Here is a 25161-nt window from a genome sequence, read left to right as displayed (position 1 = left end):
CCTTCAGTCCTCGTGTATGCGGGGTGGTCATGATGCTCTCTGCCCTGCGCCTGGAAGTGCCGGACATTCTCGAAGACAACGGCGACGCGGCGAGCAACCTGTCGGCAGGACTGCTGCAGGCCCGGCGGCTGCCCCTGCACGAAGGCCTGCAGCACTGCCTGGGCGTCCTCTTCAGGCTCAACCGTTGCGCACTGACCTTACTGGAAAGGCAGCGCGCGCTGCAAAGCCTCGCCGAAGAATATCGCCATTACACCCGGCTGATCCGCGCCGAGAAGACGCCGCCGGCTCTCTTCGTGCACCTGTGCGGCGAACTGGCCGCCGGCTTCAAGCGCCTGCTGCTGCAGATACTCAACGGCCACAAGCCTTCGCGCCCGCACCTGGCGTGGTGCCTGTACATGGCCGAGCACTTCCTCGCCCAGGCCCTGCTGCGCCATTACCAGCAGTACCAGCAGCCGCCGGGCTCGCTGTGGCGCGACAGCCACCTGCTGTACTGGATAGGCGAATACCAGCAGTGCCTGGACGAACCCATCGCCGCCGCCTTCGAACCCACCCCGGCCGGAACCCTGCGGGGCCTGTACCAGCAATCCCTGCTGCTGGCGCTGAGCAACCCCTTCCACCTCACCGAGGGCGAGGCTCCGCACCTGTTCAGCGCCCTCGCGCCGCTGGCCGGCATGGCCCGGCTGCAGGACTGGGACGACGAGGAAGAGGAGCAGGAAGGCTACCTGGTCGACCTTGGCGACGACCGCCCCTGCCTGGGCTTCGACCAGAAGCCCGAGGCACCGCCCGAACGCCTGCGCCGCCTGGAACTGGGCGCGCTGCTGATCGCCCTGCACGACCCGGCACCGCTGCGCCCGGCGGCCGAGAGCCTGCTGCTGGAGCGTGTCCGCCCGCACTGGCTGGGCCACCAGCCGCGCCGTCATACGCGCGCCGAGAAGCATGCGAGCTGCCAACTGGTGATCGGCCTGACGGCCATCCAGGCCCACCTGCTGGCCAGCGCCGCCGGCAGCTGCGAGGCGCAGATGGCCGACGCCAGCCCCGGCGGGGCGCGCATCGTCTGCCAGGGCAGCCAGGCACAGCGCCTGCCGGTCGGGCAACTGCTGCTGATCCTCGACAAGCCGGGCTCGCCGATCCTGGCGGTGGTGCGCTGGCGTCACCTCAATGGCGACGGCCTGCACCTGGGCCTGCGCTTCCTCAAGGGCCTGCCGCGGCCGGCCTGGCTGCGCCGCACGCCTGACGCACAGCGGCACCCGGCGGTCCTGCAGAGCACCCCGGAACCGGGCAACGGCTGGTACCACGGCATCTGGCTGCCCCAGGGGCAATTCGTCGAGGGCGAGAATCTCTGGCTGCAACTGGCCAGCTTCGACAACCAGACCATCCTCCCGCTGCCCACGGCCAACCTGGCCACGCCCCTGGTCAGCCGGCATCCGCTGCGGCTGGGCTGATGATGTCATTTGGGAAACAGGTCACAGCCAGGATCGCTAACACGCACGTTTTGTGGGCCTGTTGCTCCCTATAATGCGGGGCTTGCGGAAGTTTTCCTTCCGCCAGGCCCTACATCCTGTCAGAACACGCAGGCGCCAAGTACGCCGGCCGAACCCATTCACGGAAGCGACAGACATATGCAGCCCACGGATCAGATCGTCAGCCGGGTGCCCGAACACATAGTGGCCAATGCCAGGCCCCTCGGTACCAGCAACGGTGGGCGGGCTTGCGACTACAACGTCGCCGCCTGGCTGCTGGTGCCGGGCATGGCCCAGTTGCCGGTGACGCTGCTGGCCAGCTACGGCGACGGCGAGCGGCAGCACGAGGTGGTGATCGACCACGGCACCCTCAACGCCAGCGGACGCATACTGCTGTCCGGCATCGCGCGGCTGCCGTATCGCTACAGGATCGACAATCTGCAGATCAGATTGCGTTCGGCGGTGGGACTTTCGCGCCTGACGGTGGAAGAACTCTTCGTCCAGGCGGTGGAACAGATCGCCAGCGACCAGCGGATCAACGCCGGCCAGCTGTCGTAGCGCTCAACCCAGCTGGCGGGCGGGTTCGCCGACGGGCTCGGCGGTGCTGGTAGCCCGCTCGTCGAGCGCGGCATGCACGCTGGGCAGCAGCGACTCGGGCCAGCTGCTGAACTGCAGACCGGTGATTCTATTCAGCCGCTCCAGGGCGCTCTGCGGGTCGCGCTGGTGCAGGTGTACAACTTTGTTCAGGTCTTTGTTCATGAAGATGCGGGCCTTCTCGGAACTTCTGGGGAACACCACTGTCCTGAACCGGTTATAGCCAGAAGCGTGCCAAACTTTCGAGGCCCGCGATTCCACGCATTTTCATCTCCGCCCGACCGCTTCCAGCATTCCGTTTCGCCGCAAACTGACCTTTTACGTCACCTGGAATGTGACGGACTCAACCATTCTGCGAGACTGCCGCCGAACAGCACCTCCCGCTCCGCCTGGTAGCGCTGCAGGGCCTCGCGCAGGGGCGGGTACCAGTCCTCCGCCAGGCTGTCCGGCAGCGTCTCCAGGCACGGCAGCGGCCAGGGGCAGCGGTTGAGCAGGCGATGCAGGCTGTAGCTGCCCAGGTCGCGGCACAACACCCAGGTATCGTCGCTGCCGCCCGAGCGGCAGACCATCTGCTCGCGTTCGAGGAAGGCCAGCAGCTCCTCCCATTCGTCCTCCGGCAGCATCCAGCCGGCGCGGTGCAGGTGCGCCAGGCGCGTCGCCTCGCCCTGGCGCTGGCGCTCGTAGAACACCCGCAGCACGCCCAGCAGCACCAGCAGCCGCGGCAACGCCCTGCGCCGCCACAGGCGCGTCGAGGACAGATTGCAGACCAGTTCGGCGCCGAACAGCACGATCAGCCAGGACAGGTAGATCCACAGCAGGAACAGCGGCACAGTGGCGAAGGCGCCGTAGATCAGCTTGTAGCCGGGGAACAGGCCGACGTAGAGGCCGAACAGCGACTTGGCCGCCTCGAACAGGAAAGCCGTCAGCGCGCCGCCGGCCAGGGCGTGCAGCGGCGGCACGCGGGCGTTGGGCACCGCGGCGTAGATGAGGGTGAAGGCCGCCACGCTGAACAGCAGCGGCATGAACTTCAGCAACATGCCGGCGCCGGGCAGCGCATGGGGCCCGGACAGCAGCGACAGCGAAGTGACGTAGGTCGACACCGCGAAGCCGGCGCCCAGCAGCAGCGGCCCCAGGCTGAGGATCGCCCAGTACAGCAGGAAGCGCGTCACCCCGCGGCGCGGCTTGCGCACCCGCCAGATCTCGTTGAACACCCGCTCGATGGTCACCAGCATGCTGAACGCGGTGACCGCCAGGAAGGCCACCCCCAGCCAGGTCAGGTGGCGCGCCTGGACGATGAAGGCGCGCAGGTAGGTCTCCACCGCCTCGCCGGTGGACGGCACGAAGTTGTGGAAGATGAACAGCTGGATGCGCTCGCCCATGCCTTCGAAGGTGGGAATGGCCGAGACGATGGCGAAGGTCACGGTCATCATCGGCACTACGGCGAACAGCGTGGTGTAGGTCAGCGCGGCGGCATGGCTGCTGACGCGGTCGGCATGGAAACGCTGGAGCAGATAACGCCAGAACTCGATCAGGTTCCGCAGGCGCGGGTGCATGCTGTGTCCTTAAGTCGCAGGGCCGCCGGCCCGGCCGAACGCCGATGGTTCAGCCAACCCTCGGGAGGCGGTTAGAATAGCCGCCACTTTAACGGCCCAGCGAGCCCATGGATATGAGCCAACTGACACTTTTCCACAACCCGCGCTGCTCCAAGTCCCGCGGCGCCCTCGAACTGCTCGAGGCGCGCGGCCTGGCCCCGACCATCGTGCGCTACCTGGAAACGCCGCCCAGCGCCGCCGAACTGCAGGCGCTGCTCGGCAAGCTGGACATCAGCGCGCGCCAGCTGCTGCGCACCGGCGAGGAGGAATACAAGGCCCTCGGCCTGGCTGACCCGCAGCTCAGCGACGCCCAGCTGATCGAGGCCATGGCCGCGCATCCGAAGCTGATCGAACGGCCCATCCTGGTGGCCGGCGACAAGGCGGTGATCGGCCGGCCGCCGGAGAAGGTGCTGGAGATCCTGCCTTGAGCGCGCCCTACATCCTGGTGCTCTACTACAGCCGTCATGGTGCCACCGCCGAGATGGCCCGGCAGATCGCCCGCGGCATCGAGCAGGGCGGCCTGGAGGCGCGCCTGCGCACGGTGCCGGCGGTGTCCACCGAGTGCGAGGCGGTGGCCCCGGACCTGCCCGAGGAAGGCGCGCTCTACGCCACCCTCGACGACCTCAAGGACTGCGCCGGCCTGGCCATGGGCAGCCCGACGCGCTTCGGCAACATGGCCGCGCCGCTGAAGTACTTCCTCGACGGCACCAGCAGCCTGTGGCTGACCGGCGCCCTGGTCGGCAAGCCGGCGGCGGTGTTCACCTCCACCGCCAGCCTGCACGGCGGCCAGGAGACCACCCAGCTGTCCATGCTGCTGCCGCTGCTGCACCACGGCATGCTGGTCACCGGCATCCCCTACAGCGAACCGGCCCTGCTGGAGACCCGCGGCGGCGGCACGCCCTATGGCGCCAGCCACTTCGCCGGCGCCGACGGCAAGCGCGCCCTGGACGAACACGAGATCACCCTGTGCCGCGCGCTGGGCAAGCGCCTGGCCGAGGTCGCCGGCAAACTGGAGCGCTGAATGGCCCGCAAGAAGAAACCCCTGCCCTCCCTCGAGCACCTGCGCCCGCGCCTGGCCGCGAGCCGAGCGGTGAGCCTGGGCAGCCTGCTGGGCCTGGTCCTGCTGATCCTCACCTGGGGCCTGCTGTTCACCGACGCCCGCGGCGCGCCGGACTGGGTGCCGAAGGTGTGGACCGCGCTCAAGCTGCTGCCGCTGCTGATCATCGCCCCGGGCATGCTGATCGGCAGCGCCCGCGGCCACGCCTGGGCCTGCTACGTGGTCAACCTGTACTTCATCACCGGGGTGCTCAACACCTTCGAGCCGGGCCAGCGCATCTACGGCTGGGCCGAGGTGCTGCTCAGCGTGAGCCTGTTCTGCGCGGCGCTGCTGTACACCCGCTGGCGCTTCCAGTACGAGCGCAAGCTGGCGGGGGAGGATTAGACCCTGCGCGCGATTCGCGGGCAGGGCCCGCGCCTACACCTTCCGGCAAAAAAACCCGTAGGATGGTGTTGAGTGAAGCGATACCCATCACCGCGGCCGCATGGGTTTCGCAAGCTCAACCCATCCTACAAAGAGCATCTCGGCGCAGTCGGCAAGACAGTTGCTCCTACAGGTGGCCTCGGAGGCGGACGCATCGTAGGAGCGAGCTTGCTCGCGAACAGATTCCGCTGCGGGGGCTTATTCGCGAGCCCCGTAGGATGGGTTGAGCGAAGCGATACCCATCCTACGAAGAGCACCTCGGCGCGGCCTGCAAGACACGATCGTGCTTCCTTGGTAAGGGCTTCCTGGAAAACGAAAAAGGGCGACCGAGGTCGCCCTTTTTCTTAGAGGAATCAGGACTTAGCCCTGATTCTCCATTTGCGCACGAATCAGATCACCAATGGTGGTCGGACCGGTGTTTTCTACTTCTTGCTTGCTACGCAGCTCTTTCATCGCATCCTTCTCGTCATCGACGTCCTTGGACTTGATGGAGAGGCTGATGACGCGGCTCTTGCGGTCGATGCTGATGATCTTGGCTTCGACTTCTTCGCCTTCCTTCAGCACGTTGCGGGCGTCTTCGACGCGGTCGCGGCTGATTTCGGAAGCCTTCAGAACGCCTTCGATCTCGTCGCCCAGGCTGATGACGGCGCCTTTGGCGTCAACTTCCTTGACGATGCCGCGAACGATGCTGCCCTTCTCGTGCTGGCCGGCGTAGCTGGAGAACGGATCGTCTTCCAGTTGCTTGATGCCCAGGGAGATGCGCTCGCGCTCCGGATCGACGGAGAGGATGACGGTTTCCAGCTCGTCGCCCTTCTTGAAGCGACGCACGGCTTCTTCACCGGCTTCGTTCCAGGAGATGTCGGACAGGTGAACCAGGCCGTCGATGCCGCCTTCCAGACCGATGAAGATACCGAAGTCGGTGATCGACTTGATGGTGCCGGAGATCTTGTCGCCCTTGTTGAAGCGGCCGGAGAAGTCTTCCCACGGGTTGGATTTGCACTGCTTGATGCCCAGGGAGATACGACGACGCTCTTCGTCGATGTCCAGAACCTGAACTTCCACTTCGTCGCCAACCTGAACGACTTTCGACGGGTGGATGTTCTTGTTGGTCCAGTCCATTTCGGAGACGTGTACCAGGCCTTCCACGCCCTCTTCCAGCTCGGCGAAGCAGCCGTAGTCGGTGAGGTTGGTGACGCGGGCCATGACGCGGGTGCCTTCCGGGTAACGAGCCTTGATGGCAACCCACGGGTCTTCGCCCAGTTGCTTCAGGCCCAGGGAGACGCGGTTGCGCTCGCGGTCGAACTTCAGAACCTTGACATCGATCTCGTCGCCGACGTTGACGATTTCCGACGGGTGCTTGATGCGCTTCCAAGCCATGTCGGTGATGTGCAGCAGGCCGTCTACGCCGCCCAGGTCCACGAATGCGCCGTAGTCGGTGAGGTTCTTGACGATACCCTTGACTTGCTGGCCTTCCTGCAGGGATTCCAGCAGGGCTTCGCGCTCGGCGCTGTTCTCGGCTTCCAGGACGCTACGACGGGAAACGACAACGTTGTTGCGCTTCTGGTCCAGCTTGATGACCTTGAACTCGAGCTCTTTGCCTTCCAGGTGAGTGGTATCACGCACCGGACGGACATCGACCAGGGAACCCGGCAGGAACGCGCGGATGCCGCTGACGTCGACGGTGAAGCCGCCCTTGACCTTGCCGTTGATTACGCCCTTGACCACTTCATCAGCGTTGAAGGCAGCTTCCAGAACCAGCCAGGATTCGGCACGCTTGGCTTTCTCGCGGGACAGCTTGGTTTCACCGAAGCCATCTTCAACCGCGTCCAGCGCAACGTGGACTTCGTCACCCACCTTGATGGTCAGCTCGCCCTGTTCGTTGTAGAACTGCTCGACCGGGATGACGCCCTCGGACTTCAGGCCGGCATGCACGGTGACCCAGTCACCGTCGATGTCGACCACGATGCCGGTGATGATGGCACCCGGCTGCATGTCGAGGGATTTCAGACTTTCTTCAAAGAGTTCTGCGAAGCTTTCGCTCATGTTTATACCTGTAGTCAAAGGCCTGTAGGCCCGGCTCCGCGCCACCAGCGAACGCGGTCAAGTGATGAAAAAGAAGCCAGCAGGATCGAGACTGGTATCCTGCCGGCCCCTGGCCGCGCCAGGCCGAAGCCGGGCACTCCACATTCAATTTTTACGGGTTGCTCCGCCAACTATGGACGAAAGCCTCCCAATACAAGGTCTGGAATGTTAGCAACCGCTGTCACAGGCGTCAAATGCCGGCAGACTCGTGAGCAGCCTGCTCATGCAGACCCCATGCTTGCGGCTGCAGCGTCCAGGGAGACACCTTCGAAAAGAGCGGAGAGAGACAGCCCGCCTCTCCCCGCCCCAGAGCAGATCAATTGCGATTGTTGCCTGCATTGTGCCCAACGGTGGTGGAAGGACCATCACCATTGAAATTGCCCTGGGTAGTCGCAGTCATGTTCACCAAAGTGCCATTCGCCATCCGCAGCAGGCCCAAAGCCTCACAAGACGGGAAATCGCCCTCCAGGACCAACCGTGCTCGACCATTCGCACCGTTCCAGTTTGTGCCATCCACACCAAAAGCCGAGGCTACCTGCCGAACGGTGTAGATACCCGTCTCATGCGCACGCAGCATCGTTTTTCCGCTCTGGTCGACAAGGGACGCACTGCCTTTCGCGGGGTAGCGCTTTCCATTCTCATCATATAGAACGCCACGCACCCCTCCAGAACGACCATCGTTACTGGTATTCGTCAAACGAATATAAAAGATATCGGAGTTGCTCGAGTTTGGAAGGTTGAACAGGCTTGCAACGCAGCTGTTTCTCCAGAAATGATCGAGTTTGCCGCCAGGGAGCACCCGATCGACATAATTGTAATTGGTGAAATTCACGATCAAGTTTCCGACGGCAAAATTCTGCTGAGCGGCCATCGGCGTTACGCCATCGGCAACCGCGCAAATGTTGTAGACCTTGTTCGCATCATTATTCGACAACCCGAACCACAGCTGGGTTACACCGTCGGCCTCAGGCTTTCCAACGAGCTCTTTCCCCTGCCATACATGCGCAACTCCAGCAACGCCCTCTTTATATTCTCGACAACTGGATGTCGTCAGAGCAACCGACTTGATACCAGAGAAATTACCAGCGATGTAAGTGGAAAGCTGATCGCTGGTTTCGATGAAGAACCGCCTTTCCCCTTCCCTCCAAGCGTTCAGTACGTCCTGATTCACTCCCAAGCGCACGCTACCCAAGCGAGCATAGCTATCGCCATAGTTGGAGTTATCACGCACTTCCGGATTCGCGGAGGCAGAGGTATCAAACTTTCTATCAGAGCCATTCAAGGGATACAGAACCCTGTTCTGACCGTACTTATTGACGTTCAATACATCCCAATATACCGCAGGCAAGGAAGTGAATATCATCAAGGGCTGAGTCGAATCGTTATTCTGCGCACTCCCGGCATTGGGGCCGACAGTCGTATCCAGCAGGGCGGACAGCGTCACATGGAACGGCCGATCATCCGACAACTCACCTCCTGCTATGCCGATATCGGACTGCCCCAGGAAAGTCGAATCCCCCCGCAATGCGTTGCTCAGATCATTGACCGAAGTAGACTGCCGGCTGGAAGTATTAGGCGTTCGAAAATTGAAACGAACGATCGAACTCTCGGCGCTCCCCTTTGCGAGCTCCAGGGCACCAAGTTCATCCAGCGTCAGGCTCAGCGTGCTGGTCCCCACGCTACCCTCGACAACGAAGCCCTTGCCGGGAGCAAGGGTACCTATTTGAATCTGGTTTGCAGTCACGCCGTTGGCAAAACGTCCGCCCGACCGGTCCAGGGTCACACGGATCGCGTGCCCAGCCCTGATGTGCTTTGCCTTAGCCGCATCCAACTGGTATTCAACGTCAGGAAGAACCAGTTCGACTCGTTCGGCATTCCTGCCGAATACTTCCTGGGCTATGGTCATATTGGCAGCTCGGCTGGTATAGCCGGCACCGCTCCCTAGGCTTGCTCCGGATTTGTAATTGCCCTGCCCCGGAGCATACTGATCGACTACGCCCGGAGAGTTCTTGATGACACCTTCCCCGCCCTGCCCACTTGCAATACTGATAACCCCTGCGTTGGCTCCACCTGCGAAAACCATGGAAGCAATAGCCGCACTCAGAATTGTCTTTCTCATCTCAATCTCCATTTGTATTTGACTCACTCCATTCAGTCGAACACTGGCAATAGACCGAACTCCGATTTTCTCCGAGCAAAACTTTTCACCCGGAACAAATCAAGCCGGCTCCATAATCACTACCAGAATAGGGACTCAGCCTCAGCGGCACCGTCCCAAGAACTGAATATGAAACGACAGACTAACCTGGCATTCCATGAGTGGATATTCCCGTCCCTGATGAGTAATTTGCAACGCCATGAACCTAACAATTCCCTCAAATAAGACCGCATAAGCAAATTTGAAAAAACAGGAAATCTCCTACTAAACATCAACTTTATTTCAGACTGAAACCAGAAATATAAAAATCGATTCTTACACGCTGCGACACTCGGCCAGCGACCTGTCACAGTTGATTGCGGGTTCGATCATCCGCCGAAGCTTCTCGGTGATCTCCCTGGCGTCTTCCGCGCCGTCGATGATGTAGGGCTGGATCAGCATCACCACCTCGTCCTTGGACTTGGTCCGGGACTGCTTGCCGAACAGATAGCCTAAGACCGGCAGATCCTTCAGCCACGGTACGCCGGCATTGCTGTCCACATGGCTCTCGTTGATCAACCCGCCCATGAAGATGGAGCCGCCGCTTTGCAGGGTCAGCGAGGTCTCCAGCGACGTGCGCTTGATCGGTGGAGAGGAAACATCGCCTCCATCGCTCCCGGTAGAGGCCCCGCCGCCACCATCGCTGACTTCCTGGCTGACCGTCAGGTCGACCCGGTTGTTCGAGTAGACGACCGGAGAAACATTGAGGATGACGCCGGTGGAGCGATAGGAGATCGATTGCAGCAGGTTGGAGTTTCCACCGGTGTTGCTGCCATCGGTTTGCCGGCCGGTCACGATCGGAATGTCGGTGCCGACATTGATGTTGGCCTGCTCGCCACTTTTCACCAGGATCCGAGGGGTGGCCAGGATTCGCGTACGAGAGTCGTTGGCCAGAGCCGTCAATGTCGCTTTCGTCCCCCCGGCGGTGTTGATCATGTATTTGAAGCCGGACTCCCCTCCGGAGATATCCCGTGCGAACCTGGGGTCAACATTCGCCACCCCACTCAGGAACGACCAGTTCGCCCCCATGGCCTGGTTGTCGCCCAGGGTGACGCTGGCAACCGTCACCTCGATCAACACCTGGCGCGCCGGCTTGTCCAACTGCCGCAGCAGTGGCTGCATTTGCTGCCAGACCCTGGCCGGGCCACGGAACAGGATGGCGTTGCGATTCTCGTCCTCGACGATGGTGCCGCTGCCCGACACACCAGCCGCCAGGCTGTCCATCAGGCTACTGTTGTTGCCCGAGAGCAGAGCCTGGGCGCCGGCCAGCCGCACGAGCGGGGCGACGCCGGATCGTCCGGCCCCCATGTCACCGTCGCCCCGCCCCATCGCCAGGCGCGAAGACGGGGCATTGTTGCCAGCGGCGGCCGCGGCCCGGCTCGAAGCGCTATTGCCCAGGCCAGGCGTCAGCCCATAGGCTCCCCCCGCCCCCAGGCCGGAAACCAGCGACCGCAGGGAACGGGCGACCTCCTGGGCCCGGGTATTACGCACCTCATAAAAGAACAGCCCCTCGCTTTCCGCTCCGGCGCCAGCGGAATCCACAGCGCTGGCCAGCGGCACCCGGTCCACCTGTCCGGCCCAGTCACGCGCCAGGTCCAGCAGCGAGCGCCGGCTGGAAAACACGATCAGGCCATTGGAGTTTTCCAGCGGCACCAGTACGACGCTCCCGGAAGCTTCGCCGATGCTGACGCTGTAACCCTGGGCCTCGAGCAATGTCTTCAGTTGCTTGGCCATCTCTGCCGAGGTGATGAATGCCGGGTCGATGCGCAGACTGTACTGGCCCCGCATGAATGGTTGATCGAGCAGCCTCACGGCCTGCGCCGCCTGGCTGACGATGGAGGCCATGCCCTTGAGCATCAGACCACCACGCGGATTGTCCGCGCTGGCCGACAGTCCGGATTTGTCGTAGGCACTGTTCAACCAGGGGATCACGTCCTTCGGGTCAACGTTGTGCAGCGGCACGAACTGGAAGACCGGTCGGTAGGCTATAGGCACGTCCGGCCGAGCCTCGCCGCTGATGAGGATCGGCGGTTCCTCGGGACTCAGGCCGACCTGCTTGACCTGGAAGCGCAGGATGCCGCCCTGCTTGACGATCTCGACGCCGTAATTGGCCATGACCTGCGAGGCGATGTCGTAGACGGTCTGCCGGGTCTGCGCTTGCTCCAGGCGCAGGGTGACCCGGTCGTTGCGATTCTTCAGGTTGCCGTCGATCTCGAACGAAAGCCCCAGCAGGTTGCCGAAGACTTCGTTGATGAAGCCCGGCAGGGCGATATCCTCGACGTTTACCTGCAGATCGGCATTCTTGTCATCGAGCACCAGGCGATCGGCCTTGTCCACGCGCCCGCCGATGGGCCCAGCGGGTGGCGTCGGCGTCGCACTCACCAACGGCCCCATGGATTGCTGCGGTCGCTGCGAAGGCCCTTTGCCCCCTTCCTGCGGCAGGCTTTCTTCCGTGGCCTGACGCTGCTCCAGCAAGGGCGCGGGCAGTTGAAGCTGCGCCGTACTGCAACCTCCCAGCAGTCCCAGGCAGATCGCGAGCCACAGGGGATGCTGGGGAAAACCTGCAAGGGCGTCATTCGAGGGGGGCATAGAGTTTCCTTTCAAAGTCCTGTGTTGCGCCATCCTCGGACAGCGAGAAACGAATGCCCTGCCCTTCGATCCGTTCGAGGCGTTCGCCTCCCGGTAGCTGGTCGCCCGGGGCATAGCGCAACAGCGGCGCGGCGGCATCCTTGGCGATCAGGGCGAAACGCTGTCCGCCCTCGGCGACCACACCGCGAAACAGCCATTGGACCTTGACCCGGGCCACGCCCTGCTCGTCCACGCTGATGCGCGCCGAGCGTGCTTTCTCGGCCTCCTCCCTGGCGCTGCCCCACCAGGCCATGCTGGCGATCTGCGCCGGAATGCTGGCATTGCGGGAGACAGGCCGGACCTCCGGTAGCCGCCACTGCGCAGTCTCAGCCGGAGCCTCGGGTATGGCTGCCCGTGGCTGCCAGAGCAGCGCCAGCAGGACGCCGCCGGCAAGCGCCGCCCAGGCCAATCGGAAGGGGAAGAAGGAAGTCATAGGAAACCGATGAATCGATACCGCTAGGGAAAGGTGCATTCGAAACAAGTTGAAGGCGGGATTCTGTCATTACAGAAATGCTGCCTTTGCCGCTTTCCATGAAGGAAGTTTCCCAACCTGGGACTGCGAACGATCGACAGTGCCTGAATGGCCTGAATGTCCGTCCGAATCAGGGCGTTCCGCGCTCATCCGCTCAAGGGGGCGTTGCGTTCGGACGAAAATGGAAGGTGAGTTGCAGGCTCACCGACGGCGAGCCGCGGTCGTTCAACTCGAGGGCGTCGATGCTCACCCAGTGCTCCGCCGTTTCCAGCGCATGCAGCAGCTGGCCGAAACTCTTCGGCTCGAAACGTCCGCGCACTTGTGCCTGGACCCGGGCGCCGACGCCCTCCTTTTCGAAGTCCAGGGGCGGCAACACCGAGATGCGTGCCTCCTGCAGGCCACTCTGCTTGGTCTGGACATCCAGCCAGGCCTGCACATCGGCCCTGGCCAACGAGGGGTTCTGTGCCTGCCACAAACGCATGCGCAATGCGCTGCGCACGTCTTCCGCCTGGACGGCGCGGTCCGGCCAGTGCTCCTGGGCGGCCAGCGCGCGCATCTGCGCCAGGCGCCTGGCCGACTCCTCGAACGCCTGACGGCGGGCTTCGCGCCAGTCGTTGCCCAGCAACAGCAGATGCACGACCAGCAGCGCCAGGATCATCCATCCCGCCAGGCGCAGGCGGGGCTGTTCCCGCCACTGCTCGCGCAGCCGGGACCAGTGGGGCAGCATCTCTTGCAATCGAGCGTCCATCTATTCCCCCTGTCGAATGTTCATGGCCAGTTGCAGGCCATCGCCCCTGGGCGAGGGTTCGACCCGGACATCCTGGAACCTGCCGCCCTCCTGCAGCCGCTGGACGAAGAACCGCGGGTCCGCGCGACTGGTCTGGATGAGCAGTTCCAGCGCGCTTTCCCGGAAGCGCCAGCTCAGCAGGCGGCTATCCTCCGGCAGCAGCCCCGCCACGGTGCGCAGCAGTTCGACCTGCGAAGGTGCATCCTGCAAGCGCAGCAGAGCCTGGATTTCGCTCTCGGCCTGCATGGCCCGAGTACGTGCCGCCAGCACCGGCTCGACCTGCTGGGCCAGCACGACCTGCTGCCCCGCCAGGCCGCGCTCGGCCCACCACCATTGCGCCCCCTGCGTCAGGTTGAAAGCGCTGCCCGCCAGCAGGGTGGCCGCCAGGCCATAGGGCAACCAGCGCTCCCAGTCCCGTCCCACCAGACTGGCGCCGGAGGCCCAGGGACGCTCGAGGCAGGCCGGTACCTCTTCCTCCAGCCGCTCGGGCAGGCGTACGCCGGGAACCCCTCGCACTGCCTGCCAGGCCGTCGCGGACAGCGGCAGGCCATCCTGGAAGATGCTCGCCCGCAGCACGCCGGCCCGCCAGACCTGCAGGTCCACACCGTCCTGGACGCTCACCAGGCGAACACTTGGCTCTGGAGTCGCCGCCGGCGGAGCCTGCAGCAGGGTTTCCGGCAGGCAGAGGCAGCCGGACGCAGCCTGTTGCGCTTCGGCGAGCCGCTGGCGCTGCTGTTCGTCCCAGAGCCACAGCTGCACCCAGCCGTCGCGCCAGACCGCGTAGTGCCCCGGCAAGCGGAACGGCGACAGGCCGGCGAGCTTCAGGGCAAGGGCCTGGGCCCTCCCGCTGGCCGGCACATGGGACAGGTCCAGGCAGCGGTACAGGCATTGCGAACGCTCGATGACCCACTGCGTACGGAGCATCCGCCCCAGGCCACGGGGTTGGCGCCGCCACTCCAGGCAGGGCGAGCCATCCGCGTCATGGGCTTGCCACAAGCGGGGCGGAAAGCAGTCCAGGCGCCTCATGATGGATGGGCGCTGTGTCGGTGATGGGGACATTGCGCGGTAGGGACCTCCGTTGCAGAAATTGCCAGGGCGACCCTTGCAGGTCGTCGCTCTCGAGTCGCAGTTGGTATTCGTAACGCGCCACGGCGTCCGCGGGGCGCAGGCGGATGAACAGGGTGGCGCTGGCCAGGCGCGACCAGTTCTCCGCGGGTAATTGCTGCAGATACATGCCCAACACGCCCTCGAGGTCGCCCACGCCCCGCAACGGCCGCTCATGGCGTGCCGCGAGCAACAGCGCCAGGCTGTCCTCCGGCAGCCGCCAGGCCAGGCGCAGGAGTTGGCCGCTGGCGGTGTTCACGTTCAGGGACGGCTCGCCGACCGTGACCAGTTCCTCCCAGCCGGCAGCCCGCAATGCGGCCTCCCAGGGGCGCCAGCTGTCGAGGACGAAGACTTCCTGCGGGGCATGCAGGCTGCGCAGCGCGGCGCTACCCGGTGGGCCGCGCAAATGGCCGGCAAGCTCCGCCAGCATTGGCGCTATCCTCTCCGGCGCTATCCCCAGCCCTTCCAGCAACGAGGCCAAGGCCGCCGGCGGGGCCTGCTCCAGACCAAGACGCGATGCGCGGTCGACGAAGGCGAAGCACCAGCCGTTGGCCAGGCAGTATTCGCGACCATCCAGGGCCAGCTCGGCCCCTACCGGCAGGACCGACATATCCATGTCGGCAAGGCTCGGCGCCGGGCTGTCGGGTGTGGTCAATCCGGCCAGGGTCAAGCGCTGGGTCGATGCCAGCCAGGTCAGCCGGCTGAGCATGGAGCGTTCCGTCATGTCGCGCAGCAACCCCTGACGCTCCTTTTCGATACCGTCCAGCGAGCGTTCGATCCAGGTCACGGCCGAGGCCACCACCAAGGTCATGATGGCGAGAAACCAGATGACGCCGACCAGCACGAAACCACGCTCAGTCCGCATCCGCATTCACCCGTCGAAGCGGCGTCGCGACCCTGGCCAGGCGGAACAGGCGCTCCTCGGGCACGTTCAACGCCACCGCCGCAGGAAGGCTGTCGGCCAGCACCGGCAAGGGCGGCCAGTTGTCATGCCAGGCCCCCTGCTCGTCGCGATAGAGAAAATGCGCAGCCCCCTGCAATTCCAGCAGTGGCCAGCGGCTGGCCTGCAACCGGCGCACGTAGATCATCGCGGTCCGCTCCCGGCCCGGCTCGCCAAGCCGTTCCAGGCGAAAGGCAAAGGGCACCGGGACGCCTTCGATACGCTCGGCGCTGGCCAGGGAGACGGCTTCGAAGCTGAGCGGATCGCCGCGGAAACGAGCCGGCGCATCCCCCCTGGCCGGCGCAGCCAGCTGCGCTATCGCGTCGTCGAACCAGCCGAAGGCCAACACCCGTAGTTGCCGTGACTCGCCCTGGCGCAGGAAGCTGTCGTTGGCCCGCGAGACATAGTCCATCCCCTGCATCAACAGGGTGGTGACCATCGCCGCCAACAACAGGACCACGATGAGTTCCAGCAGGGTGAAGCCCCGCTCCCGCCCCCGCGAAATGCGCCGGCTCATGGCGCACCCCCACCGTCCGGCAGGCGAGCCATCCGGTACCCCGCCAGTTCCAGGCTCAAGGGCAGCGGCGGCAGGTCCTCGCCGGACAAGGTCGCCTGGACGCGATACAGGGCGCTGTCGAAGGGTCCGGGGTGGCCGCTGTAGCGGCTGACGACGGGGCGCGGAGCGGCGAGAAGCCGGCTCTCCCAGTCCAGCCGGTAGCTTCCAAGGGCGGCGCTGCCGCTCGGCTGGAGCATCGGGTTGAGCCCCTCGAGAAACGCCAGGCCGGTGCGGGTCGCATCGATGCGGCGCTGAACCTCGTTCATTCGCTCCAGGCTGCGGAAGCCCGTCCCCAGCCAGGCCAGCAGCGCGCTGCCCACCACAGCCAGCAGCGTCAGGGCGACCACAGCTTCCAGCAGTGTGAAACCGGCTTGCCGCCCGCGCTTCACTGGACGAACTCCGGCAGGCATTGCGGCGGAACCAGTTGCAACTGCCGAGCGACATCCCCCTGCCGCAACTCCAGCGTCCCCCCCAGGCAGACGCCATTGGCCAGGTAGACGACGGGCGCGCTTGCGCTCAGCGTCCAGCCCTGGGGCAGCTTCAGCATCTGCGGCGGCTCGACGCCAGCCGGCCCGATGAGGGTCTGCCGGGCTTCCAGCCGGGCCCGGTAGCCCAGCGTCTGCAACTGGTTGGCGATGTCCTGCAGGTCGATACGCCGACGCCAGGCCTCCTGCATGTTCAGCAGGTTGGGCATGACGACGGCGCCCACCGCGGCGACCAGGGCCAGCACCACCAGCAGTTCGAGCAGGGTGAAACCGCCGCAGCGCTCATTGCCGGGGCAGGAAGCCGATGTCCGCATTCTCCCCTTCCCCGCCAGGCTGCCCGTCGGCCCCCAGGCTGTACAGCGAGAACGGCTGTTCGGCACTGGGCGCATTGCTGTAGACGTAGGCGCGGTTCCAGGGATCCAGCGGTACCCCGCCGTCCAGATAGGGGCCTTTCCAGAAGGCCTTGATCCGCTCGTCCGCAGGCGCCGCGTTGAGCAGGGCCAGCCCCTCCTGTTCGCTGGGCAGGCGGCCGATGTCCAGGCGCATGGTCATCAGCGCGCCCTTGAGCATCTTCACCTGGGTATCCGCGGTCTGCACCTTGGCCTTGTCGGCCTGGCTGAACAGGCGCGGCCCGACCAACCCCATGAGCAGCCCGATGATCACCAGCACCACTATCATTTCCAGCAGGGTGAAGCCGCGCTCGCGTCCCGGCGCCGGCACTTTCCTGTTCCCCTGCCGGGGTCCTCTTCCCTCATGCCCGTCGCGCATCCACTCCCCCTTTTTCAGAACACAATGTCGTTGGCGCTGGTGATGGCCAGCACCACGCCGGTGATGATCACGCCGAACAGCGCGCCGATCAGCAGGATCGCCAGCGGCTCGATCAGCGCCAGGACCTTGCGCATGCGCGAACGCCCCAGCCCCTCGTAGAGTTCGGCGAGGCTGTCGAGCATCTCGGCCAGGCGCCCGGACCTTTCGCCGACGCGCACCAGATTGCCGCCCGTAGCGGTGATCGCCCTGCGCAGTTCCAATGCCTCGGACAGGGAAGTCCCGCCCCTCACGTCCTGGGTGACCCTTTCCAGCAGCTCGCGTTGCAGACCGATGCGCACGCCCGCGCTGGCCAGGCGCAGGGCCTCGACCAGCGCCACGCGGTTGCCCAGCAGGGTGCCGAGGACCTTGGCCCACTGGGCGATCTCCGCCTGCAACAGCCAGTCGCCGAGCAATGGCAAACGCAACAAGCCGTTGAGGAAGCGGCCGCGAACCTTCTCGCTTCTGGCCAACGGCAGCCCCAGGGCGCCCAGCAGCAGGCCGGCGAGCAGCAGCGGCAAGGCGTTGGCCTTGCTCCAGACGCCGGTGCTGAGCACTGCCCAGGCCAGCCAAGGCAGCTTGTCGGCGTGCTCCAGCAGGTTGGCGAACTTGGGCACGACGAAGACGAACATCACCATGACCGCCCCGATTCCGCTGAGCACCAGCACGCTCGGGTAGATCAGAGCGTTGCGCACTTCCTCGCGGGTGCGCCGCTCGTACTCCATCTGCGTCACGCAGTCCCGCAGCGCCGCCGCCAGGTTGCCGGTCATCTCGCCCGCCGCCACCAACTGGTAGGCGTAACGCGGCAGGGGCAAGTCAGCTGTCTCCAGCACCTGAGGGAAGGAACGTCCCTGGCGCAGGCCTTCGCTCATGCTCTGCAGCGCCGCGCAGAGACGTGGATGGCTGCTCGAGCGCTCCTGGGCGGAGACCGCGTCGGCCAGGGCAACGCCTGCCCCCAGCAGGGTCGCCAACTCGTGCAGGGCCATGTTCAATTCTTCCGCGCGCAGGCGCCGGCGCCCGGGTTGCAGCGCACGCTGGCCCGCCTCCAGGCTAAGGGGCGTCAGGCCCTGGGCCTCCAGTTGACGAAGCGCGTCGCTGCGAGAGCCGGCATCGAGGTCGCCACTGCAACGCCGGCCTTGCCGGTCCACTGCCTGGTATTCGAAGCGCATGCCGTTAACCGCTGGTGACCCGATGTACCTCGTCCAGCGAGGTCAGGCCCAGCCAGGCCTTGATGAAGCCGTCTTCGCGCATGCTGCGGAAACCCTGGCTGGCCGCCAGCCGGCGCATCTGTTCGACGGGCGCCTGTTGCAGGATGAGCGCCTGCAGTTCGGGGCCGACGTCCACCATCTCGTAGATTCCCAGCCGCCCGTGATAGCCCGTGCCCTGGCACTGCTCGCAGCCCTTCGCGCGGAGCCAGTTCGGTGCCTGCCCGGGGTAGAGGCGCTGGATCGCCGCGTCCAGCGCGGCCTTGTCCTCTGCCGCCAGGCCGGGCTCGCAGGGCTCCGCGCAATGCCGGCACAGGGTGCGCACCAGGCGCTGGGCCTGGACGCCGCGTACCGGCGAGGCGACCAGGAACGGCTCGATGCCCATGTCGATCAGGCGGGTGAAGGCGCTGAGCGAATCGTTGGTGTGCAGCGTGGAGAACACCAGGTGGCCGGTGAGGGACGACTGCACGGCGATCTCCGCCGTCTCCAGGTCGCGGATCTCGCCGATCATGATCACGTCCGGGTCCTGGCGCAGGATCGAGCGCAGGGCGGCGGCGAAGGTCAGGCCGATGTCGGCGTGGGCCTGGACCTGGGTGATGTTCGGCACCTGGTACTCGACCGGGTCCTCCACCGTGATGATCTTGCGGATGCCGTCGTTGATGGCCTCGAGCGTGCCGTAGAGGGTCGTCGACTTGCCGGAGCCGGTGGGCCCGGTGACCAGCACGATGCCGTGGGGCTCGGCGATCCAGGCGCGCATCAGGTCCAGGTGGTCCGCCAGCATTCCCAGGCGGTCCAGGCGCAGACCTTCGCGGGCCTTGGGCAGCAGGCGCATCACCACCGACTCGCCATGCACCCCGGGCAGCGTGGAAACGCGGACGTCCATGTCCTGCCCGCCCACTCTGGTGCTCATCCGCCCGTCCTGGGGCAGGCGCCGCTCGGCGATGTCGATGGCGGAGATCAGCTTGATCCGCGAGACCACCGCGGCGAAGCGCTCCCGCGGCAGACTCAGCTGCGACTGCAGGACGCCATCGATGCGGAAGCGGATATGGAAATTGAATTCGCGCGGCTCGATGTGGATGTCCGAGGCGCGTTTCTCCACCGCCTGGCTCATGACGTTGTTGACCAGCTCGACGATGGGCGCCTCCTCCGCCATTTCCCGCAGTTGGCGGATGTCGTCGGAGGCGAAGCGCAGCCCCTCGCGGCTCTCCTGCTGCAGGCGCGCCTTGAGCAGCTCCAGCCAGGCGTCGAGATCCTGGGAACGGCACAGCACCGTGCGCAGCGGCTGCCCGGGATGGAAATAGCGCAGGACCTCCAGGACGAAGGACGCCATCGGGTCACGGGAGGCGACCAGCAGGCCGCCCTGGGCATCGTTCCAGACGACCACCTGTTCGGCGACGAACCATTCCACACCGATGGAGGTCGCTTCGAGGAAGGCCAGCAACTCGGCGTTGCCGGGGGCCTCCAGGTCCACGCCCACCAAAGGCAGGCGCAGTTGTTCGGCGAGCACTTCCAGCAGGGCCGCCTCCGAAACACCGCCCGAGCGCAGCAATAGCGCCCCAAGGCGCCCGCCGATCCTGGCCTGCAGTTCCAGCGCGCGTTCCAGCTCCTGGGCGTTGCACAGGCCGCGCTCGACGAGCATCTGCCCCAGCGGACGGGCATCGGCAACGACCGCCGGCACGGTGTCGGCGAGCGGTTCAGAGGACATCGGCGAAACCGTCCTTCATACGCCGGAACCACAGCCAGCCCAGTACCGCCAACAGACAGGCGATGGCGGCATAACCCAACTGGACGCCCATCGGCGGCATCGGCATGCCGAACAGGCAGGCCCTCACCGCTTCCACCGGAACGCTCAGCGGATTGAGCAACAGGTAGGGGCGCAAGGCTTCCGGCAAGGCGCTCACGGGGTAGAACACCGGGCTGAGGAACAGCAGCAATACGAGCAGAAACTGGATGAACTGGCTGGTATCGCGGAAATAGGCGCCGAACACGGCGATGATCCAGCTGAGGCCGCACACGCACAGCACGAAGGGCAGCAGGACCAACGGCAGGTAGAGGATGCTCCAGCCCAGCGGTCGCCCGAGCCAGGGCATCAGCAGGAGCAGTACGAGAAAGCCGATGACGGCGTTCGACAGGGCGGAGAGTGCCAGCGAAAGCGGCAGGAGTTCCAGCGGGAAGACCAGCTTCTTCACCTGGTTGCGGTGGTTGTGCATCACCGTGACCGCGCGGGACAGGCTGTCCGCCAGCATGCCGTAGAGCAGCAGCCCGGCGAAGAGCGTCAAGGCGAAGGAGGCCGTGCTCTGCTCCGCCCCCCAGCGCGACTTGAGCACCTGGCCGAAAACGAAGGTGTAGACCGCCAGCAGCAGGAAGGGCGACAGCAGCAGCCACAACCGCCCGAACAGGGCACCCTGGTAGCGTGCGAGGATTTCCCGCCGGGTCAGTGCGAGCAACAACTGGACCCACGCGCCCTGCGAAGAATGCAGTGCGGCGGGGACGGGACTGTCGGACAAGGGGCCTCCACGCTATTCACGGCCCGCTCGGGTCGAGCGGGCGCTATTGAACAGCGCGGAAGTTTGGCAGCCCGGGCAAGACGTCTCTAGAAGAAACGTCCTCAGCATCAAGAGGAATCATCCTCAGAAATATCTTCAAGCACGCGACGCCGAAAACTGCCGCAGCTGAAGGATTCCCAGGCCTCAGTCGGTCAGACCGAGCCTCTCGACCTCACCAAGAATGCTGTCCACCACCGCCTCGATGCTCATGCTGGTGGAATCCACCACGATGGCGCCTTCGGCTGGTTTCAGCGGGGCCACGCTGCGCTGGCTGTCGCGTTCGTCGCGGGCGCGGATTTCCTCGGTGAGCGCGGCCATGTCGCAGTCCACGCCCTTGCCCTTGAGCTGCAGGTAGCGGCGGCGGGCGCGCTCTTCGGCCGAAGCGGTGAGGAAGATCTTCAGCGGCGCGCCGGGGAACACCACGGTGCCCATGTCGCGGCCGTCGGCCACCAGGCCCGGGGCTTCGAGGAAGGCGCGCTGGCGTTGCAGCAGGGCGTCGCGCACCGCCGGCAGCGCGGCGACCTGGGAGGCGCCGGCGCCGACCTGCTCGGTGCGGATGGTGTCGGTGACGTCTTCGCCCTCGAGGATGATGTGCTGGCCCTCGCCGCCCTTGGCGTGGGTGAACTGCACGTCCAGGTGCGCGGCCAGGACCTTGAGGGCTTCCTCGTTGGTCAGGTCGATGCCGTGGTTGCCGGCGGCGAAGGCCAGCAGGCGGTACAGCGCGCCGGAGTCCAGCAGGTTCCAGCCCAGGCGCTTGGCCAGGATGCCGGCCACGGTGCCCTTGCCGGAGCCGCTGGGGCCGTCGATGGCGACCACCGGCCAGGCCGCGGCGAAGTCGGAGGCGGCCATCAGTTGCCCTCCTCCGCCACGCGGATGCCGGCGCCCGCGGCCAGGCCGAGGAAGTTCGGGAAGGAGGTGGCGACGTTGGCGCAGTCGTGGATGCGGATCGGCGCCGAGGCGCGCAGCGAGGCCACGCTGAAGGACATGGCGATGCGGTGGTCGCCGTGGCTCCAGACTTCGCCGCCGCCGTAGGGGCCGCCGTCGATGATGATGCCGTCCGGGGTCGGCTCGCATTTCACGCCCAGGGCCAGCAGGCCGTCGGCCATGACCTGGATGCGGTCGGATTCCTTCACCCGCAGCTCTTCGGCGCCGCGCAGCACGGTGCGACCTTCGGCATTGGCCGCGGCGACGAACAGCACGGGAAACTCGTCGATGGCCAGGGGCACCAGGTCCTCGGGGATGTCGATGCCCTTCAGCCTGGCCGAGCGCACGCGCAGGTCGGCCACCGGCTCGCCGCCCACTTCACGCTGGTTCTCCAGGGTGATGTCGGCGCCCATCAGCTTGAGGATGTCGATGACGCCGGTACGGGTCGGGTTGATACCGACGTGTTCGAGGACGATCTCCGAACCTTCGGCGATGCTCGCCGCGACCAGGAAGAAGGCCGCGGAGGAGATGTCCGCCGGTACCTCGATGTTGGTGGCGCTGAGCTTGTGGCCGCTTTCGACCTTGGCGGTGCTGCCTTCCACCTCCACCGGGTAGCCGAAGCCGCGCAGCATGCGCTCGGTGTGGTCGCGGGTCGGCGCCGGCTCGGTCACCGAGGTTTCACCGGCGGCGTAGAGGCCGGCGAGCAGCAGGCAGGACTTCACCTGGGCGCTGGCCATGGGCATGTCGTAGTGCATGCCGGTCAGCTTCTGGCCGCCCTTGATGGTCAGCGGCGGGCGCCCTTCGGCGGCGGTCTCGATCACCGCGCCCATCTCGCGCAGCGGCTTGGCCACGCGATTCATCGGGCGCTTGGTCAGCGAGGCGTCGCCGGTCAGGGTGCTGTCGAACGGCTGCGCCGCCAGCAGGCCGCTGAGCAGGCGCATGGAGGTGCCGGAGTTGCCCAGGTAGATGGGGCCCGGCGCCGGTTTCAGGCCGTGCAGGCCGACGCCATGGACGGTCACGCGGCCGTGGTGCGGGCCTTCGATGACCACGCCCATGTCGCGGAACGCCTGAATGGTGGCCAGGGCGTCCTCGCCCTCGAGGAAGCCTTCCACCTCGGTGGTGCCTTCGGCCAGGGAGCCGAGCATGATCGAGCGGTGGGAGATGGACTTGTCGCCCGGAACGCGTACGCGCCCGGACAGGCGGCCACCCGGCTGGGCCAGGTAAATCAGGTCGTTGTTGTGCATGGCGTCCACATAGGCCCGGCGGGCCAGGATTTTGCTGAAGTGTTCACGGGCGACGCGGGCGCGGGTGAACACGCCCATCAGTTGCTGCCCGTCCCCTGCATCGACGGCCTCGCGCAGGGCATCGAGGTCGTCGCGGAAAACGTCGAGGATGCGCAGCACCGCCTTGCGGTTGGCAAGGAAGATGTCGTGCCACATCGTCGGGTCGCTGCCGGCGATCCGCGTGAAGTCGCGGAAGCCGCCGGCGGCATAACGGAAGATTTCCAGATTTTCGCTGCGCTTGGCCAGCGAGTCGACCAGCGTGAAGGCCAGCAGGTGCGGCAGGTGGCTGGTGGCGGCAAGCACCTCGTCATGGTGCTCGACTTCCATCAGCTCGACGTCCGCGCCCAGCTCGCGCCACAGCGCCTCGACGCACTGGACCGCGTCCGCATCGGCATTATCCAGCGGCGTGAGGATGACTTTATGACGGCGGAACAATTTGCCGTTGGCCGCTTCCACCCCGCTCTGCTCGGAGCCGGCGATGGGATGGCCGGGAACGAAGCGCGCCGGCATCTCGCCGAAGGCGACCCTGGCCGCGCGCACCACGTTGCCCTTGGCGCTGCCGACGTCGGTGAGCACGGCGTGGCCGAGGTCGAAGGTGGCCAGTTCGGCGAGCACCTTCTCCATGGCCAGGATGGGCACGGCGAGCTGGATCACGTCGGCGTCGCGGCAGCCTTCGCGCAGGCTCTCCTCGCAACGGTCGACCACGCCCAGCTGCACTGCCAGGCGGCGCGTCTGCGGGTCGCGGTCGACGCCGACCACTTCTTCGAACAGGCCTTTCTCGCGCAGCCCCTTGGCGAAGGAGCCGCCGATCAGGCCCAGCCCCACCACCACCAGGCGGCGGAGCTTGCGCGGCGTCACCTCAGGCACGGGCGAGCACCTTGGCCAGGGCTTCGAGGAAGCGTGCGTTCTCTTCCGGCAGGCCGATGGAGATGCGCAGGTGCTGCGGCATGCCGTAGCCGCCCACCGGACGGACGATCACGCCTTCCGCCAGCAGGGCCTGGTAGACCGGGCCGGCGTCGCGCCGCAGGTCGACGGCGAGGAAGTTGCCCTTCGACGGAATCCAGGCCAGGCCCAGGGCGCGCAGGCCGTCCTGCAGCTGCTGCATGCCGGCGTCGTTGATGCGCTTGCCCTCGGCCAGGTACTCGGCGTCGTCCAGCGCGGCGCAGGCGGCGGCCAGGGCCAGGCTGTTGACGTTGAACGGCTGGCGCACGCGGTTGAGCACGTCGGCGATCTGCGCCGAGGAGATGGCGTAGCCGACGCGCAGCGAAGCCAGGCCGTAGGCCTTGGAGAAGGTGCGCGAGACCAGCAGGTTCGGGTAGCGGGCCAGGTAGGCCAGGCCGTCGGGCAGTTCGTCGCCCTCGGCGTACTCGATGTAGGCCTCGTCCAGCACCACCAGGACGTTTTCCGGTACGCGGGAGAGGAATTGCTCCAGCGCATCCGGGCCGAACCAGGTGCCGGTGGGGTTGTTCGGGTTGGCGATGAAGACCACGCGGGTGTTGGCGTCGATGGCCGCCAGCATGGCTTCCAGGTCATGCCCCCAGTCTTTCGCCGGCACCGCCCTGCCCTCGGCGCCGACGGCCTGGGTGGAGATCGGGTAGACGGCGAAGGCGTACTGGCTGAACACGGCGTTCAGGCCCGGCGCCAGGTAGGCGCGGGCGACCAGGTCGAGGATGTCGTTGGAGCCGTTGCCGAGGGTCACCTGGGCGGTGCTCACGCCGCAGCGGGCGGCCAGTTTGCTCTTGAGCTCGAAGCCGTTGCCGTCGGGATAGCGGGTCATTTCCGCCAGTTCGCCGCGGATCGCTTCCAGCACCTTGGCGCCGGGGCCCAGCGGGTTCTCGTTGCTGGCCAGCTTGACGATCTTCGCCGGGTCCAGGTTCAGTTCGCGGGCCAGTTCGTCCACCGGCTTGCCCGGCACGTAGGGCGAGAGTTTCTGTACGCCCGGCTGGGCCAGGGCGAGGAAGTCGCAAGACATTTTTTCAGCTCCGCTGGAGCTGAAAGCCGAAAGCTGGAGGCTTGAAGCTG

24 protein-coding genes are annotated in these 25161 nt (G+C 65.7%); 5 read left to right on the top strand and 19 right to left on the bottom strand.

The annotated features are described in order from the left end of the window. The first annotated feature begins 29 nt into the window (after positions 1-29). Positions 30-1442: a PilZ domain-containing protein gene (locus tag PcP3B5_RS08370; RefSeq protein WP_061561005.1), complete on the top strand. Its 1413-nt coding sequence runs from the start codon at positions 30-32 to the stop codon at positions 1440-1442. 177 nt (positions 1443-1619) lie between these two features. Continuing rightward, positions 1620-2018, top strand: coding sequence for a hypothetical protein (locus PcP3B5_RS08365; protein WP_009616910.1), 399 nt, complete (start codon positions 1620-1622; stop codon positions 2016-2018). 3 nt (positions 2019-2021) lie between these two features. On the opposite strand, the gene PcP3B5_RS08360 is transcribed toward PcP3B5_RS08365, so the two are convergent. After that, positions 2022-2219 (bottom strand): hypothetical protein, encoded by a 198-nt coding sequence (locus PcP3B5_RS08360; protein ID WP_061563222.1) that lies wholly within the window; start codon positions 2217-2219, stop codon positions 2022-2024. 158 nt (positions 2220-2377) lie between these two features. Further along, positions 2378-3607: a YihY family inner membrane protein gene (locus tag PcP3B5_RS08355; RefSeq protein WP_009616908.1), complete on the bottom strand. Its 1230-nt coding sequence runs from the start codon at positions 3605-3607 to the stop codon at positions 2378-2380. 113 nt (positions 3608-3720) lie between these two features. On the opposite strand from PcP3B5_RS08355, the gene arsC reads away from it, so the two are divergent. From arsC to PcP3B5_RS08340, 3 genes are read left to right on the top strand one after another with little or no spacing between them, the layout of a single operon-like run. Beyond that, positions 3721-4074 (top strand): arsenate reductase (glutaredoxin), encoded by a 354-nt coding sequence (gene arsC, locus PcP3B5_RS08350; RefSeq protein WP_061561004.1) that lies wholly within the window; start codon positions 3721-3723, stop codon positions 4072-4074. Continuing rightward, the gene (wrbA, locus tag PcP3B5_RS08345) at positions 4071-4667 is read left to right on the top strand and encodes an NAD(P)H:quinone oxidoreductase (protein ID WP_009616906.1); all 597 of its coding nucleotides are present in this window, start codon (positions 4071-4073) and stop codon (positions 4665-4667) included. Before arsC ends, wrbA begins: the two co-directional genes overlap by 4 nt. Next, positions 4668-5087, top strand: a complete 420-nt coding sequence (locus PcP3B5_RS08340; protein WP_043267557.1) for a DUF2069 domain-containing protein — start codon at positions 4668-4670, stop codon at positions 5085-5087. 399 nt (positions 5088-5486) lie between these two features. Here PcP3B5_RS08340 and rpsA read toward each other — a convergent pair whose 3' ends face one another. From rpsA to hisC, 17 genes are all read right to left on the bottom strand, one after another. After that, a complete protein-coding gene (gene rpsA / locus PcP3B5_RS08335; protein ID WP_043267558.1) occupies positions 5487-7169 on the bottom strand; it encodes a 30S ribosomal protein S1 in 1683 nt (560 codons plus the stop codon). 355 nt (positions 7170-7524) lie between these two features. Continuing rightward, on the bottom strand, positions 7525-9327 hold the full coding sequence (locus PcP3B5_RS30550; protein ID WP_082816440.1) for a hypothetical protein: 1803 nt from the start codon (positions 9325-9327) through the stop codon (positions 7525-7527). 354 nt (positions 9328-9681) lie between these two features. Beyond that, positions 9682-11994, bottom strand: a complete 2313-nt coding sequence (locus PcP3B5_RS08330) for a type II secretion system protein GspD (protein ID WP_061561003.1) — start codon at positions 11992-11994, stop codon at positions 9682-9684. Next, a complete protein-coding gene (locus PcP3B5_RS31950) occupies positions 11978-12466 on the bottom strand; it encodes a hypothetical protein (protein WP_009620988.1) in 489 nt (162 codons plus the stop codon). The genes PcP3B5_RS08330 and PcP3B5_RS31950 overlap by 17 nt, the downstream gene beginning before the upstream one ends. A gap of 193 nt (positions 12467-12659) precedes the next feature. Next, positions 12660-13232, bottom strand: coding sequence for a hypothetical protein (locus PcP3B5_RS08320; protein ID WP_070065490.1), 573 nt, complete (start codon positions 13230-13232; stop codon positions 12660-12662). 21 nt (positions 13233-13253) lie between these two features. Next, positions 13254-14216: a hypothetical protein gene (locus tag PcP3B5_RS31945; RefSeq protein WP_061561002.1), complete on the bottom strand. Its 963-nt coding sequence runs from the start codon at positions 14214-14216 to the stop codon at positions 13254-13256. Between the two features lie 55 nt (positions 14217-14271). Next, complete coding sequence (locus tag PcP3B5_RS08310) at positions 14272-15261, bottom strand: hypothetical protein (protein ID WP_009620984.1); 990 nt, start codon at positions 15259-15261, stop codon at positions 14272-14274. Then, positions 15251-15853, bottom strand: a complete 603-nt coding sequence (locus PcP3B5_RS08305) for a prepilin-type N-terminal cleavage/methylation domain-containing protein (RefSeq protein WP_061561001.1) — start codon at positions 15851-15853, stop codon at positions 15251-15253. Before PcP3B5_RS08305 ends, PcP3B5_RS08310 begins: the two co-directional genes overlap by 11 nt. Continuing rightward, positions 15850-16281, bottom strand: a complete 432-nt coding sequence (locus tag PcP3B5_RS08300) for a PulJ/GspJ family protein (protein ID WP_082033718.1) — start codon at positions 16279-16281, stop codon at positions 15850-15852. Before PcP3B5_RS08300 ends, PcP3B5_RS08305 begins: the two co-directional genes overlap by 4 nt. Next, positions 16278-16691 (bottom strand): prepilin-type N-terminal cleavage/methylation domain-containing protein, encoded by a 414-nt coding sequence (locus PcP3B5_RS08295; RefSeq protein WP_009620977.1) that lies wholly within the window; start codon positions 16689-16691, stop codon positions 16278-16280. Before PcP3B5_RS08295 ends, PcP3B5_RS08300 begins: the two co-directional genes overlap by 4 nt. Further along, a complete protein-coding gene (gene gspG / locus PcP3B5_RS08290; RefSeq protein WP_082816270.1) occupies positions 16660-17145 on the bottom strand; it encodes a type II secretion system major pseudopilin GspG in 486 nt (161 codons plus the stop codon). Before gspG ends, PcP3B5_RS08295 begins: the two co-directional genes overlap by 32 nt. Before the next feature lie 14 nt (positions 17146-17159). After that, entirely contained in the window at positions 17160-18350 is a 1191-nt protein-coding gene (locus tag PcP3B5_RS08285) for a type II secretion system F family protein (RefSeq protein ID WP_061561000.1), read from the bottom strand. A gap of 4 nt (positions 18351-18354) precedes the next feature. After that, positions 18355-20091, bottom strand: a complete 1737-nt coding sequence (locus PcP3B5_RS08280; protein ID WP_061560999.1) for a GspE/PulE family protein — start codon at positions 20089-20091, stop codon at positions 18355-18357. Then, on the bottom strand, positions 20081-20893 hold the full coding sequence (locus PcP3B5_RS08275; protein ID WP_061560998.1) for an ABC transporter permease: 813 nt from the start codon (positions 20891-20893) through the stop codon (positions 20081-20083). Before PcP3B5_RS08275 ends, PcP3B5_RS08280 begins: the two co-directional genes overlap by 11 nt. A 183-nt stretch (positions 20894-21076) precedes the next feature. Beyond that, positions 21077-21781, bottom strand: a complete 705-nt coding sequence (cmk, locus tag PcP3B5_RS08270) for a (d)CMP kinase (protein WP_009620966.1) — start codon at positions 21779-21781, stop codon at positions 21077-21079. Continuing rightward, entirely contained in the window at positions 21781-24006 is a 2226-nt protein-coding gene (locus tag PcP3B5_RS08265) for a bifunctional prephenate dehydrogenase/3-phosphoshikimate 1-carboxyvinyltransferase (RefSeq protein WP_061560997.1), read from the bottom strand. Before PcP3B5_RS08265 ends, cmk begins: the two co-directional genes overlap by 1 nt. Then, a complete protein-coding gene (hisC, locus tag PcP3B5_RS08260) occupies positions 23999-25111 on the bottom strand; it encodes a histidinol-phosphate transaminase (protein ID WP_061560996.1) in 1113 nt (370 codons plus the stop codon). The genes PcP3B5_RS08265 and hisC overlap by 8 nt, the downstream gene beginning before the upstream one ends. Positions 25112-25161: the final 50 nt, after the last annotated feature.

This window comes from Pseudomonas citronellolis, from assembly GCF_001586155.1.
In the GTDB taxonomy this organism is placed as follows: Bacteria; Pseudomonadota; Gammaproteobacteria; order Pseudomonadales; family Pseudomonadaceae; genus Pseudomonas; species Pseudomonas citronellolis.
This window is presented reverse-complemented; position numbering and strand designations above follow the sequence as displayed.

Bases quoted from the DNA above. Each gene is read 5' to 3' on its own strand.
- PcP3B5_RS08370 (WP_061561005.1), top strand. From the start codon at position 30: ATGATGCTCTCTGCCCTGCGCCTGGAAGTGCCGGACATTCTCGAAGAC.
- PcP3B5_RS08365 (WP_009616910.1), top strand. From the start codon at position 1,620: ATGCAGCCCACGGATCAGATCGTCAGCCGGGTGCCCGAACACATAGTG.
- PcP3B5_RS08360 (WP_061563222.1), bottom strand. From the start codon at position 2,219: ATGAACAAAGACCTGAACAAAGTTGTACACCTGCACCAGCGCGACCCG.
- PcP3B5_RS08355 (WP_009616908.1), bottom strand. From the start codon at position 3,607: ATGCACCCGCGCCTGCGGAACCTGATCGAGTTCTGGCGTTATCTGCTC.
- arsC (WP_061561004.1), top strand. From the start codon at position 3,721: ATGAGCCAACTGACACTTTTCCACAACCCGCGCTGCTCCAAGTCCCGC.
- PcP3B5_RS08340 (WP_043267557.1), top strand. From the start codon at position 4,668: ATGGCCCGCAAGAAGAAACCCCTGCCCTCCCTCGAGCACCTGCGCCCG.
- rpsA (WP_043267558.1), bottom strand. From the start codon at position 7,169: ATGAGCGAAAGCTTCGCAGAACTCTTTGAAGAAAGTCTGAAATCCCTC.
- PcP3B5_RS30550 (WP_082816440.1), bottom strand. From the start codon at position 9,327: ATGAGAAAGACAATTCTGAGTGCGGCTATTGCTTCCATGGTTTTCGCA.
- PcP3B5_RS08330 (WP_061561003.1), bottom strand. From the start codon at position 11,994: ATGCCCCCCTCGAATGACGCCCTTGCAGGTTTTCCCCAGCATCCCCTG.
- PcP3B5_RS31950 (WP_009620988.1), bottom strand. From the start codon at position 12,466: ATGACTTCCTTCTTCCCCTTCCGATTGGCCTGGGCGGCGCTTGCCGGC.
- PcP3B5_RS08320 (WP_070065490.1), bottom strand. From the start codon at position 13,232: ATGCTGCCCCACTGGTCCCGGCTGCGCGAGCAGTGGCGGGAACAGCCC.
- PcP3B5_RS31945 (WP_061561002.1), bottom strand. From the start codon at position 14,216: ATGCTCCGTACGCAGTGGGTCATCGAGCGTTCGCAATGCCTGTACCGC.
- PcP3B5_RS08310 (WP_009620984.1), bottom strand. From the start codon at position 15,261: ATGCGGACTGAGCGTGGTTTCGTGCTGGTCGGCGTCATCTGGTTTCTC.
- PcP3B5_RS08305 (WP_061561001.1), bottom strand. From the start codon at position 15,853: ATGAGCCGGCGCATTTCGCGGGGGCGGGAGCGGGGCTTCACCCTGCTG.
- PcP3B5_RS08295 (WP_009620977.1), bottom strand. From the start codon at position 16,691: ATGCGGACATCGGCTTCCTGCCCCGGCAATGAGCGCTGCGGCGGTTTC.
- gspG (WP_082816270.1), bottom strand. From the start codon at position 17,145: ATGCGCGACGGGCATGAGGGAAGAGGACCCCGGCAGGGGAACAGGAAA.
- PcP3B5_RS08285 (WP_061561000.1), bottom strand. From the start codon at position 18,350: ATGCGCTTCGAATACCAGGCAGTGGACCGGCAAGGCCGGCGTTGCAGT.
- PcP3B5_RS08280 (WP_061560999.1), bottom strand. From the start codon at position 20,091: ATGTCCTCTGAACCGCTCGCCGACACCGTGCCGGCGGTCGTTGCCGAT.
- cmk (WP_009620966.1), bottom strand. From the start codon at position 21,781: ATGGCCGCCTCCGACTTCGCCGCGGCCTGGCCGGTGGTCGCCATCGAC.
- hisC (WP_061560996.1), bottom strand. From the start codon at position 25,111: ATGTCTTGCGACTTCCTCGCCCTGGCCCAGCCGGGCGTACAGAAACTC.